The organism is Paractinoplanes globisporus DSM 43857 (genome assembly GCF_000379645.1).
Lineage (GTDB): Bacteria > Actinomycetota > Actinomycetes > Mycobacteriales > Micromonosporaceae > Actinoplanes > Actinoplanes globisporus.
Genome location: NZ_KB903294.1, coordinates 741,666 through 754,446 on the forward strand (window position 1 = coordinate 741,666; position 12,781 = coordinate 754,446).

The window sequence follows — 12,781 nt, forward strand, 5'->3', positions numbered from 1 at the left end:
ATCCGGAGACCGGCGGTCAACAAATGGCCGGAGATGCCTTCCATTCCGGCTATCGAGCCCGAAAAATCGATCAAGCGATCGGCTCGGAACGCCGGAGGCGGAATCATCAATGGCGGAGGACGCGCTGGTCTATGTGGCCTGCTCGGCGGGCGACACCGACCGGGCCGGGCGGCTGTGCGCGGCGCTGGAGGAGCGCGGACTGCACGTCTTCCTGCACGCCTGGGACGTGCTGCCCGGGCAGGTGACGGTCGACCGGGTCGACGAGGCGATCCAGCGCTGCGGCGCGGCGGTCATCGTCGTGTCCGGGGCAACCGGCCGCATCCGGGAGTACCCGGCCCTGACCGAGCGGGCCGATCTCGGGGGTCTGGTCCTGGTGCCGGTGGTGTTCGACGGCGCCGCCGTGCCGCCCTCGCTGAGCGGGCGCGAGCGGGTCGACTTCGCCGGCGCGGCCACCAGCGCTGATCACGAGCGGCGGTACGACGCGCTGGCCGGCGCATTGCGCGGCGAGCCGATCGCGCGACGAGGGTTCGCCGCGCCGGAGTTCGATCGCACGGCGGAAACCCCGATGGTCGTACGACTGCGGGTCGCGGCGAGCGAGACGGTCCTGGAGCCGCCCGCCGGGAGCCCGGTGATCGCGACGCACGGCGGGGTCACCGCCGGACTCCGGGACCTGGTGGCCGAAGTGGGGCGCGATCGGTTCCGTCCGAGCCGCGCCGAGCGGGCGATCGCGGACCTGGGCCGCGAGCTCGGCGAACGTTTCCTGCCCGAACCGGTCGCCCCGGCGCTCGCGGCGCTGCTGGCCGAGGCGCGCACGCGTAATCAGGCGGTGCGAATCCGGTTGGAGACCGAGCTCGCCGAGCTGCCGTGGGAGACGCTCGTACTGCCCGGCGAGGACACTCCGCTGGCTCTGCGCCCGCAGGTGCGGCTGTACCGCGGCCGCGACCTCGGACCCACGCCACAGCCCGACATACCCGGCCCGCTGCGGATCCTGGCCGTGATCGCGAGCCCGGACGACGGTGGCCAGGACGAGCTCGACTACGAGCACGAGCTCAGCACGATCCTGCGCCGGGTCGACAGTGCCAGGCGCGGCGGCGCCCACGTCCGAGTGCTGAACTGGGGCTCGGTGGCGGCGATCCGCGAGGCGCTGCACGAGGAGCGCTTCCACATCCTGCACATCTCCTGCCATGCGGCGCCGGGTGTGCTTCTGATGGAGACTCCGGACGGTGGCGTCGACGAGGTCGACGCCGTACGCCTCGCCGGGGAGCTGGTGCTTCCCGGCCGCGGCGTCCCGTTGATCGTCCTGGCCGGTTGCCACACCGCTCAGACCGAGGCCGGCCCCGGCGTCCGGCAGACCACCGAGGCGCTGCCCGGACTCGCGCACACCCTCCTGGAGCACGGCGTCCCGGCGGTGATCGCCATGACGACCGCCGTCACCGACATCTACGCCACGGAACTGCTCTCGAAGATGTACGGCCGGCTGTCGCGCGCCGGTGAGCCGGCCGACGCGCTGGGCGCGCTGGCGGACGCCCGCCGCGAGGTCGAGGCCGCCCGGGCCGCCCGTCCGGCCCGGGACCGGATGAGACAACTGCCGGAGTGGCCGACGGCGACGATGTTCGCCCGGACCGGTGACGCCGTTCTGTACGACCCGCGCACTCGGGGCGCGATGCCCAGGCCGGTGGGGCCGCCCGGCGTCGCCGAGGGAATCGCCTATCTCGACGACGGCGAGTTCGTCGGCCGCCGCGCCGATCTGCGCCTGCTGCTGCGGGTGCTGCGCGGCAGGGCCAAACAGCACGGTGTGCTCATCCACGGCGTGGGCGGAATCGGCAAGAGCAGCCTGGCCGTCCAGGCCGCCCGCATGGCCGCGTCCGCCGGGGGAACCGTCGTGGCCAGCCTGCACGGCCGCTGCACCAGCGACGAGATCATGACCGCCGTCGCAGCCCGGCTGCGCGTCGCCGGGTTGCCCGACACCGATGATGACCGGCGCCTGCAGCGGCGACTGACCGATCCGCAGGACGGCTGGCAGCTTCGCCTGGAGATTCTGCGCGACGAGGTACTCGAGCGGGGCGTGGACGTCCTGATCCTGATCGACGATCCCCTCGGCGATCCGGCGCAGGCCGGCCTCGAGGTGACGCTCGACGCCGATGTCCGCGATTTCCTGAGCGCCTGGCTCCGGATCGGACGCGGCGCGCGCCTGCTGGTCACCTCCCGTCAGGCCGGCGCCGTCGCCCATCCGCAACTACTGGAGCACCACCTCGGGCCGCTCAGCCGCGCCGAGCTGGACAAGCTGACCTGGCGTCTTCCCGCCGTCTACGCGCTGGACGAGGAGCAGCTCGCGCGCGCCTATCGCGATCTCGGCGGTCACCCGCGGTCGCTGGAATACCTGGAGGCCATCCTCAGCAGCGGACCGGACGCACCCGGTGGGCCGTCCGGCGCTCGCGGCGGCTCCCGGCCGTTCGACCGGGTCGCCGAGCGGATGGAGGCCGGCCTTCGCCGGCGCGGCGTGCGGGACGTACTGCAATGGATGCGCTCGGCCGCCGGGGACATCGACGTCGCCACCGCGGAGGCGGTCGCCGAGATCTCGGCCGACGTGCTGCTCGACGGCATCCTCGAACGCCTCGCCGCCGGTTTCCCCGAGGCCCGCGAGCTGCTCCTGGCGGCCTCGGTGCATCGCCTGCCGGTGACCTCTCAAGCGCTGCAGTGGGTCGTCACCGAGCCCCCGGCGGTCGACCCGGAGCGGGTCGCCCGCCTCCGCGCGCACTACGACCGGCTCCGGCAGTCGCTGCGGGACGATCCCGACACGACGCTGGAGGATCTGCCGATGCCGGCGGAAGACTACGCGCAGCTGAACCGCGATCTCGCCGCGCAGACGCTGCCCGCGGACGTCCCCTGGCTGGCGGCGGCCTGCACCGAGCTGGCGCGGCTCGGCCTGCTGACCCCCATCACCGATGCGGACGGAGACCGGCGGTGGCTGGTCCATCGGTGGACGGCGTCCGCCCTGGCCGTCATGGCGCCCGCGGAGGTGCGCCGTGCCCACCTCCGGGCGGCCTCGTACCGGCGCTGGTGGGCCGCGCTGAACGAACCCGACCCGGAGTACGACCACCACGCGGACCTCGCCGAGGCGCATCACCACTGCATCGCCGCGGGCGACGTCCACCAGGCGATCGGTGTCGCCGTGGAGCTGTGCGTGGGGCTGTACGCCCGGAGCGCGCTGCGGCAGGAACGACAGGTGTGTCAGGACACGATCGCGCTGGGCGACGCCGGCCGGTCGGTGGCGTGGTTCTTCCGGCATCAGCTGGGCGTGATCGCGCTGCGGCTGGGCGATTACTCGGAGGCCGAACGGCATCTCGAGCACTGCCGCACCCTCGCCGAGACCCAGCGGGAGCCGGTGGCCGAGGCCACCAGCATGCGTGAGCTCGGCGCGCTGGCCCAGCTCGGCGGTCGTCCGGAGACCGCCCACGACCTCTACCTGCGGGCGGCGCAACGATGTCAGGAGCCCGCCGTCAACGGGACGCCGGCCGCGCTGACCGTGCTGGCCTCCTGCTATCAGCAGCTCGGCGCGCTGACGCTGGCCCGGGGCGACCGGGCGGCCTGGCGGTGGAGCCTCGGCGCGCTGCGCATCGCCGAGGAGCTCGAGGACACGAACGGACTCGCGGCCGCCGACCGGGATCTCGCCCGGCTCGCCCGGGCCATCGGCGACACCCAACGGGCCGACGAGCACGAACTGTCCGCGGGCGAGAACGTCGCCGTGGACCAGGACTCCCTGCGGTTGTTCGCCACGTCGGCCCTGCAGTGCGGCGCGGTCCAGCTCATGCGCGGCGCACCCGGCATGGCGATGGACCACCTGCTGCAGGCTCTCCAGGCCGCTCTCGACCTTCAGGACCTGCCGCTGCTGGCCCAGTGCCTTCAGCTCTGCGGCGACGTGCTCTTCGAGGTCGGTGACCACGACAGCGCCACCGCGATGTACCGGGAGCTCGCCACGGCGGCCGAGGAGCTGGAGGACCCGGTCCGGCAGGCGATCGCCGAGCAGCAGCTGGGCCGGGTCATTGGCGAGCTGGGCGAACACGCGCTCGCCGAGCGGCATTTCACCGAGGCCGACGCCATCGCGGCCCGGCTGCACTCGACGCCGCTACTCGCGGCGAACAGTCTCTTTCGCGGTTCGGTCGCCGAGCACGCCGGCGACGTCGACGGCGCGCGCGAGCTTCTGCTGCGGGCCATGACGACCGCCGACGGCGCGGACGACGCCGTCTGGGTGGCGAGCGCGATCCAGCACGGCAGCATCGACGCGAGCGGCGGCGCGCCGGAGGAGGCCGCGCGATGGTTCGACCTGGCGCTGCGCCGCGCCGCCGCGACCGGCAACCAGCGATCGATGGTGGCCTGCCTGATCGCGTCCGGACTGCTCGCGCGGCAGGACGACCGCGACGGCGACGCGGTCGGAGCGCTGCGCCGCGCCGTCCGCGTGGCCGAGCAGGACGCCGATCACCGGGCGGCGGCCGGCGGGCTCCTGCACCTGGGCCGGATCGAGGCCGACCGGGGCGATCTTCGCCGCGCCGAGGTCTACTACGGCCGGATCCTGCGCTCGGTCGACGCGGCCCAGGACGCGGATCTGGTGGCCGAGGCGCGCCGGCAACGAGGACGCTGCCGGCTGGAGCACGAGAAGTACGCGGAGGCGATCGAGGATTTCGAGGCGGCCGCGAGTTTCTATCGGGCACACGAGTCCGCGGGCCCGCTGGCCTGGTGCCTGTTGCACATCTATCGCGGCTGTCTGATGACCGGCGACGACGAGGCCGCCGCGGAGGCCGGGTCGGCGGCGGGCGGCCTGGCCGAGCGCCTGCCCGACACACCGTTGCGGGTGGTGGCGCTGATCGCCTCGGGCGAGCACCGCCTCTACGTCGGTGAACCGGAGCCGGCGTCCGCCGCCTTCGACGCCGCCCGGGCCGCGGCGGCGCGGATCGAAGATCCTCCGGCGGGGCTGGTCGCCGACGCGCGGCGGATGCTGGCCCGGGTGTGCCGGACAGCCGGCGACCACGCCGGGGCGGCGGCGCATCTGGGCGGAGCGGTCGCCATCGCCGACGTCCAGCAGGACCGTCTCGCGGTCATGCACGACAGCCGGGACCTCGGCCGCGCCTGCCGAGATCTCGGCCGGGAGGACGAGGCCCGCGAGCACCTGGAACGGTCGGCCACGATCGCCGAGCGGCTGCACAACCAGGCCGCGGCCGACGCCTGCGCCGCGCTGCTCGCCGCGGACCGGGCCGACCGTCGCGCCCGGGCGACGATCACGGTGGCCGACGGCCAGTGGCGCGACACCCTCTGGTTGCGGCGCACCCGGCACATCGTGGGCGAGCGGCCGTTCGCCGACGGAACACCGAGATACCTGGGCCCATCGGTCGACCAGGTCCTGCGGGAGATGAGCCCGCGCTGGTCGGCCGTCGCCGGCGTACCCCTGGTGTGCCGCCCGTTCCGGCTCACCGGGCCGCGCCGCGCGGCGTGACCGCGGACCCGGTCAGGACAGCCGGGCCACCGCCTCGCGCGCCTGATGGACCCGCTTCTCGTCGAGGCCGCCGATCTGCACCTCGATCCGGATCTTCTGGCCGGTGGTCAGCTCACTCGCGTCCACCGTGAGCAGCCCGGTCTCGTTCATCGAGAAGGTGATGTCGACGGGCGAGCCCTTGGGCAGCAGCGGCAGCCGGCTGATCACGCCCTCCCCGATCGGGTTGTTGAACTCGACCAGGTGGGACACCTCGGCGCCGGCCTGCTCGTAGATGGTGATCAGGATGCTGGTCTGATCGCTGACGGCGGTGAAGAACTGTTCAGTGATCTTCGGGGACGGGAGCGGCGTGTTCGCCTCGAGGAGGTGACGGACCTCGGTCTTGCCGTCCTCCGGCTTGGTGTCCCGGGCGACGACCCCGACACCGAATGCCCGGGGTACGACGATGGTGACCTTCTTGGCGGCCAGCGCGCGTACGGTGTCGGCCTTGACGCCGAGAGCCTCGGCGGTGGTCTTCACGTCGTCGGAGTCGGGCGTCTTCTCCCCGGCGAGCCGGACCCGGATGGACTCCTGCAGCGCGAACATCGCGGCGCCCTTGGCCACCGCCAGGTGCGGGTCGTGCAGATGCGGCTGGAGGCCGAGCGTCCCGCCCAGCACCCGGGCGACGGCGGGCATGATGGTGGACCCGCCCACCAGGAGCAACGTGTCGGGGCGGCCCGCGTCCAGTTCCTCGGCGACGCGCAGCGTCCGCGCCGTGATCTCCAGCGTCCGGTTCAGCAGGTCGGCCGTGATCTCCTCGAACGTCTCGCGGGTCAGGTCGACATTGAGCCGGGCGCCGCCGAACTGGATCAGTTGCCGCTTGGTCGTCCGGGAGGAGAGCGCAATCTTCGTCTCCTCGGCGATCAGCCCCAGGCCCTGCAGGAAGGACTCGCTCTCGTCGGCGCCGGCCTCGGGATGCGCGGCCACGAAGCACTCGGCCAGATAGGTCACGATGCGGTCGTCCCAGTCGGCGCCGCCGAGGTGGTGATCGCCGTCCGTGCAGACCACGGTGACGTCCCCGCCGTGCAGCTTGATCACCGTGGTGTCGAAAGTCCCGCCACCGAGGTCGTACACGAGAATCGTCCGGGCTTCGCTCGCGGAGAGGGCGCCGTAATGCAGGGCCGCCGCCACCGGTTCCGGGACGACGCTCACCACGTTGAGCCCGGCGATCTCGCCGGCGAGCCGGGTGGCGTGCCGTTCGCTGACGCCGAAGTAGGCGGGAACCGTGATCACGGCATCGGTCGCCTCGGTGCCGATGACCCTGCGGGCCGATCGCGCCAGGTCCCGCACGATGAAGGCGGAGACGCTCTCCGGCGTGTACGAGACCCCGTCGAAGTCGAACTCGGTGTCGCGGTTGCCCATCTGGCGCTTGATCAGCGCGACGACCCGCTCCGCATCGGACTTCGCGGCGTCCTTGGCCTGTTCGCCGACGACAACGTTGTGCGGCGACTCGAAGTAGACCACCGACGGCGTCAGCTCGCGTCCCTCGGCGTTCGGCACGATCACCGGCTTGCCACTGTCATCCACGTAGGAGATGCAGGAGTAAGTCGTTCCGAGGTCAATGCCGAAGGTTGCCATACCGCTCCTCGCCTGATGGCTCAGAGGCCATACTCCAACCGCGCAGCGGTCGTCGCGACGGCCGGGACGGTCGAGCTTTCGACGATTCGGGCCTTACATTCCGGCTAGCGCGGCGGGCCCCGGAAGGGCCGCTGGTCAGCTCAGCGGGAAGAAGGACTGGGCCCAGGGTGGGCGCGGGGACGTCTCGAGCGCAGTCACCCATTTGACCCACCAGAAGCCGCGGCGGCCGGGGGCCACGATGCGGGCCGGAAAGCCGTGGCCGTAGGAGAGCGGCCGGCCGCCGACGGCGGTCACCAGCCAGACGTCGTCCAGCGTGTCGGCGCCGAACCAGCGGGCGTAACCGGTGGTCGAGGTGGCCTTCAGGCTGCGCCATCCACCGGCCGGGATCCCGGTCGCCGCGAGGACCGAGCTGAGCCGTACGCCGTCCCAGTCCTGGCTGCTGTACCAGCCGCTGGTGCAGTCGAGGATCGCGGTGAAGCGCTCGTGCGGCAGCGCCCGGACCGCGTCCAGGTCGAGCTCGGCGTCGCCGACCCGCAGTCGCCACTCGGCCGGGTCGATTCGCGGGACGCCGTCGTCGAACCAGGACGTGACCTCCAGCGACTCCTTGGGGACCGAGCCGGTGAATCGCCGGCCGGTCGCGACCGCGGCGGTGTTCCAGGCGGCGGTGGCCACGGCCGCGCCGGCGCCGAGCACGCCGAGCCGCAGCAGGGCCCGCCGGTCGGGGTCGGTGCGGCGGGGGCGCACGGCGTGGCCGAGGAAGTGCCCGGTCAGGGCGAGCACCGCGCCGATGGCCGCACCGACGTGGATCTGCATGAGCGTGAGCGGCCCGACGAACTCGACCCGGCCGGTCGAGTGGAGCAGCCCGCTGCCGATCGTGATCAGCACGAACGTCGCGAGCGTGAGCGACAGCGCCTTGGTCGCCCGCCGTCGCCGCTTCCGCCGCAGGCCGCGCCGGATCACCACGTACTTCCAGGGCGCGAGCAGCAGGATCGCCAGCGCGGCGGCGGCATGCAGCTGGATCAGGTCGAGGGGCCAGTTGACGCCGATGGTGTTGGCGGCCGTCCCGGTGAGCACGCCCGCGGTCAGGAGCAGGCCGAGCACCAGATCGACCCGCCGCCCGCCCTGCCTGGCCCGCAGACTCACCCGCATGGCCGAACGTTAGTCCGGGTTCGCCGCCGGAAAAGTCTGACTGATCGTGTACGGGAAGTGGCGAGCGAACGGCCATTTCGTGCATACGCTCGCTTTGTGCACGTGACCGTCGAGGTGGGCAGCCGGCTCGATCCCGAAGTCGACTGGCCGGAGGACGCCGCCCTGACGATGGTGGCGGGCGAGCCCGTACAGCTGATGATCTTTCTGCGTCATCCGCACGAGCTCGAGGTCGAGGCCGTCACGACGGCGCCGACCCAGTTCGCGTGGGTGGACGGCGAGCACGCCGGGGTGCTGTTGTACCGGCTGGGCCCGATCCTGTCCTGGTCGCAGGTGGCGTACTCGCCGCATCTCACCCTTCGCCAGGACGCCCCGGCCGGTGTCGATCGGGACCCGGTCGTGCGGATCGTGCTGGTCGACCGGGACACCTGCACCGTCCGGGCGATGCACGAGGTGCGCTGGCCGGACGACTTCGCCGGCGTGGTCCGGGCTTCCGTGGAGCGGATGCGGGACGCCGAGTTCAGCCGGGCCGCGTACGTGCACGTCCTCGCCGGGCTGCACCGCAGATATCCGACACCGGAGGACCTGATCACCGACCGCACCGACGCGTACTGCACCGCGACCCCGCTCCACCAGCCGTCCGACGTGACGGCGGAGACGTAGGTCGAAGTAGCGTCACCGGAGTATTACTGAACGGTGACGGTTGACGGGTGGGACGGGCGGGGGCTGCCACCGGTGGCGCGGGCCCGGATCGCCCGCGCCGCCGACGACGGGGTCAAGACGTCGCTGCTGAGCACCGCCGGGGCGGCCGGTCTGGTCGCGGCGGGCTTCGACGTGGTCGGCGAGGTCCTCGGCACGACGGTCATGCAGATCGGCTGGACCGGGTTCACCGGCTGCGGCTGGTACGGCGCGTCCGGCGGCATGTTCGGGCCGGGCACGGTGGTCAGCTCCCGCACCCAGTGGTCCGGCTACGCCCCGTACGTCAATGCCCTGAAAAGAGGCCGCGACCTGGCGATGGGCCGGATGACCGAGGAGGCGGCGGCGCTCGGCGCCGACGGCGTGGTCGGGATCCGGCTCACCGACGAGCGGATGGAGGGGCGTAAGCGCGAGTTCATGGCGCTGGGCACGGCGGTGCGCTCGCGCGGCCGGGTGCGCCCGGCCCGCCCGTTCACCACCGACCTGACCGGCCAGGACTTCGCCAAGCTGATCTCGGCGGGCTGGATACCGGCCGGGCTGACGTACGGGATCTCGGTCGGCATCCGGCACGACGACTGGCGCACGCAGTCGCAGATCGCCCCGTTCGCGGGCAACACCGAGGTCGTCGGGTACACCGAGCTCGTCAACCACGTGCGCGCCGACGCCCGCCGCGAGTTCGCCGAGCGGGCGGCGCGGATCGGCGGCGACGCGGCGCTGGCCACCGACGTCCGGTCGCACGTGTGGCCGCTGGAGATCGGGGAGAACCACCGCGACCACGTGGCCGAGTGCGTGATCGTGGGCAACGTGATCGCCCGTTTCCACACCGGCCACCGGCCCATCACCAAGAGCCTTTCCATCCTTCCGCTGCGGAGTATGAGATGAGCGTGGACACCCCCGACGCCCTCGGCGTCCCCGACGACGCGATGCGCCGCCTGGCGCAGATGCGCCCCGGCCAGCCGACCAGCCTGTTCACCTCCGACCTGAGCGTCAACGAGTTCCTGCTCGTACGCGAGGCCGGCTTCCGCCCGCTCGGGCTGGTGCTCGGCTCGAGCATCTACCACGTCGGGTTCCAGTTCGGCCGGTGGAACCAGAACCGCGAGCTGGACGGGCTGTCCCAGGCGATGTACCACGCCCGCGACCTGGCGATGACCCGGATGGAGGCCGAGGCGCACGAGCTCGGCGCGGACGGCATCGTCGGCGTCCGGCTCGACATCGAGTTCAAGGAGTTCGGCAGCGACCTGGCCGAGTTCATCGCGATCGGCACCGCGGTCAAGGCCGACGCGCCCCCGCCGGGCGGCGGCGTCTGGCGCAACAACCAGGGCAAGCCCTTCACCAGCGACCTGTCGGGCCAGGATTTCTGGACGCTGGTGCAGGCCGGGTACGCCCCGCTCGGGATGACGATGGGCACGTGCGTCTACCACATCGCGCACCAGCGGTTCTGGCAGGCGATGGGCAACATCGGCCAGAACGTGGAGATCCCCCAATACACCGAGGCCCTGTACGACGCCCGGGAACTGGCGATGAGCCGGATGCAGGCGGAGGCCGAGCACCTCGGGGCGGAGGGGATCGTCGGGGTGCAGATGCTCTCCAACACCCACCGCTGGGGCGGCCACACGACCGAGTTCTTCGCGATCGGCACGGCGGTACGCTCACTGCGTCCCGACCACGTGATCGCGAAGCCGCAGCTCGTGCTGCCCCTCACAGATCGATGAGGCGTCAATGACCGCCGGCCTGGGCCCGATGGGCGACCTGCACCTGATCGCCGCCGCGCTGCGCGCCGACCGGGCCGACGTCGAGTCGTACACCCGGGTGCTGACCACGGTGCTCGGCGACGCGCTGCCGGCCGGCATGGTCGAGGTGGAGCGCAAGCGCTCGCTGGCCGACCGGATGGCCGGGCGCGACGGCACGCCGGTCGCGCTCACCGTGACCACCCCCGACGAGCGGCTCACCCTGCGCCAGGAACCGCACGGCGTGGCCGGTGAGATCCATCAGATCGTCCGCGGCGTGACCATCAAGCGGCGCACGGTCGGCCTCGACGAGTGGCTGGTGGCGCTGGCCGGGGTGCTGTCCCGGCTGGCCGAGGGCTCGGCGGCGGCCCGGGCGGCGCTCGGCGGGCTACTGGGCGAGTAGCCGGATCGCCAGCTCGATCTGCCAGCGGGTCTTCATCCGCTCGGTGCGCGGGTCGGTCAGGTACGCCTCGTAGCGGCACCCGAACTCGTCGCCGCGCGGCCCGGTCACCCGGTCGAACGTCAACCCCTCGGCGTTGGCCCAATCGATCAGCGTGCCGTTGGCCCGGCGGCCATGGTTCACGTACGTGAGAGCGGCGTACCGCCCGGCCGGCAGGACGCCCGGGCGGACCCGCTCGTCGCCCGCGACCGGCGTCTCGGTGACCGCGCCAACCTCGATGTCCATGTCGCCGTCCATGTCCACCACGTGCAGGCGGAAGAAGACCGGACCATAGCCGACGCCCGCGGCGTCGAGCCGCTCGAACAGATTGGCCATGAGCTTGTCGCGGACCGCGAACATCCCCCGGAACGGGGTGACGGTCCGGATCCCGGCGGTGGGGCGCTCGGGCTTCGTCACCACCGACGGCCCCTCGATGATTTCCACGAGAGCCCACTATGCCGCAACGATCAGCGTTGCAGGGCCGCCACCGGCTGGATGCGCAGCGCGCGGATCGCGGGCACGAAGCCGGCCAGCAGGCCCGCGCCGGCGCAGATGCCCGAGGCCAGCAGCGCGGTCCGCAGGTCGATCACCGGCACCCAGCGGTTGGCGAGCGAGATGCCCAGGGTCAGGCAGACCCCGAGGAACGCGCCGAGCACGCCGCCCAGCAGCCCGAGCGTGGTGGTCTCGCCCAGCAGCTGCACGAAGACGTGCCGGCGGCGCGCACCGACCGCCCGGCGCAGGCCGATCTCCTGCGTGCGCGCGGCGATCCCGGCGGTCGTCGCGTTCGCGATCGACACCGCGCCGATGACCAGGGCGATCACGCTGATCAGCAGGCTGGACCGGGCGACGTTGCCCTCGATCTCCTGGCGCAGCAGCCGGGGGTCGGGCGGCGCGACCGCCCGCAGCGCCTGCGGCTCGGTCGGGAGCATGGCCAGCGCGGCCTGGCCGCCGATGAGCTGGGCGGCGCCGGGCTGGGTCTCGATCACCACGTCGCGGGTGTCCTCGCCGCCGGGTTGGCGCAGCTCCTCCGCGCTGAGCAGCGGCATGAGAATGGCCTGGAGTGCCTCCGGCCGACGGGCGACGTCGTCGTAGATGCCGATCACGGTGTACGACTCGGCGCCGATGAAGACCGCGACCTGGGTACGGGTGATGCCCAGCTCTCGCGCGAGCGACCGGGGCAGCATGACCACCCGCTCGGCCTGGCCGGGGATGAAGCCGTCGAAGTACCGGCCGGCCGTGAGCGAGGGGCTCATCACCCGCAGCGCGCCGCTGTCGGCGCCGATGATCCGGGTACGTATCTCGGTGTCGCCGGCGCGCGACGAGCGCTGGACGGTCCGGTCGCCGTCGAGCGACAGGCGCGCGCCCGCCGCCACCACGCCGTGCAGTCCGGTGAGCCGGGCCAGCGCCGTGCCGTCCTGCCAGGCCGGATCGAGGGACGCCTGCTCGGGCCGGACCAGCACCTCGGTCGCCCGGCGTACGTCGAACGACGAGCTGACTTGGTGGTCGAGCGTGCTGCTCAGGCCGAGCGTGCAGACGAACGCGGCGGCACTGAGCACGGTGCCGACCGCGGTCAGCAGCGACCGGCCGGGGTGCCGCACGACGGCGATCATCGACTCGTGCAGGAAGTCCACGCCGCGGAACCGGGACGGAGACACGCCGGCACTCGCGAGG

At 72.6% G+C, this 12,781-nt stretch carries 9 protein-coding genes; 5 read left to right on the forward strand and 4 right to left on the reverse strand.

Features of this window, described 5'->3' with window-relative positions; all coding sequences use genetic code 11:
• Nucleotides 1–109 precede the first annotated feature (109 nt).
• On the forward strand, nucleotides 110–5,488 hold the full coding sequence (locus tag A3CQ_RS0103310; RefSeq protein WP_026205239.1) for a tetratricopeptide repeat protein: 5,379 nt from the start codon (nucleotides 110–112) through the stop codon (nucleotides 5,486–5,488).
• Nucleotides 5,489–5,500: 12 nt separating this feature from the next.
• On the opposite strand, the gene A3CQ_RS0103315 is transcribed toward A3CQ_RS0103310, so the two are convergent.
• Both A3CQ_RS0103315 and A3CQ_RS56995 read right to left on the reverse strand, forming a co-directional pair.
• The gene (locus A3CQ_RS0103315; RefSeq protein ID WP_020509489.1) at nucleotides 5,501–7,102 is read right to left on the reverse strand and encodes an Hsp70 family protein; all 1,602 of its coding nucleotides are present in this window, start codon (nucleotides 7,100–7,102) and stop codon (nucleotides 5,501–5,503) included.
• A 135-nt stretch (nucleotides 7,103–7,237) separates the two neighbouring features.
• Entirely contained in the window at nucleotides 7,238–8,251 is a 1,014-nt protein-coding gene (locus A3CQ_RS56995) for a molybdopterin-dependent oxidoreductase (RefSeq protein ID WP_020509490.1), read from the reverse strand.
• Between the two features lie 96 nt (nucleotides 8,252–8,347).
• Between A3CQ_RS56995 and A3CQ_RS0103325 the strand changes: the two genes are divergently transcribed.
• Genes A3CQ_RS0103325 through A3CQ_RS0103340 form a run of 4 tightly spaced genes read left to right on the forward strand, consistent with a single transcriptional unit; the run spans nucleotide 8,348 to nucleotide 11,074 of the window.
• Complete coding sequence (locus A3CQ_RS0103325; protein WP_245576981.1) at nucleotides 8,348–8,911, forward strand: hypothetical protein; 564 nt, start codon at nucleotides 8,348–8,350, stop codon at nucleotides 8,909–8,911.
• 33 nt (nucleotides 8,912–8,944) lie between these two features.
• On the forward strand, nucleotides 8,945–9,826 hold the full coding sequence (locus A3CQ_RS0103330) for a heavy metal-binding domain-containing protein (protein ID WP_040431271.1): 882 nt from the start codon (nucleotides 8,945–8,947) through the stop codon (nucleotides 9,824–9,826).
• Nucleotides 9,823–10,656, forward strand: coding sequence for a heavy metal-binding domain-containing protein (locus tag A3CQ_RS0103335; protein WP_020509493.1), 834 nt, complete (start codon nucleotides 9,823–9,825; stop codon nucleotides 10,654–10,656). The genes A3CQ_RS0103330 and A3CQ_RS0103335 overlap by 4 nt, the downstream gene beginning before the upstream one ends.
• A 7-nt stretch (nucleotides 10,657–10,663) precedes the next feature.
• Complete coding sequence (locus A3CQ_RS0103340; protein WP_020509494.1) at nucleotides 10,664–11,074, forward strand: hypothetical protein; 411 nt, start codon at nucleotides 10,664–10,666, stop codon at nucleotides 11,072–11,074.
• Here A3CQ_RS0103340 and A3CQ_RS51305 read toward each other — a convergent pair.
• Together A3CQ_RS51305 and A3CQ_RS0103350 are read right to left on the reverse strand one after the other, a co-directional pair.
• On the reverse strand, nucleotides 11,060–11,554 hold the full coding sequence (locus A3CQ_RS51305; protein WP_020509495.1) for a GyrI-like domain-containing protein: 495 nt from the start codon (nucleotides 11,552–11,554) through the stop codon (nucleotides 11,060–11,062). The two genes, A3CQ_RS0103340 and A3CQ_RS51305, sit on opposite strands and share 15 nt — an antisense overlap.
• 23 nt (nucleotides 11,555–11,577) lie before the next feature.
• On the reverse strand, nucleotides 11,578–12,765 hold the full coding sequence (locus A3CQ_RS0103350; protein WP_020509496.1) for an ABC transporter permease: 1,188 nt from the start codon (nucleotides 12,763–12,765) through the stop codon (nucleotides 11,578–11,580).
• Nucleotides 12,766–12,781: the final 16 nt, after the last annotated feature.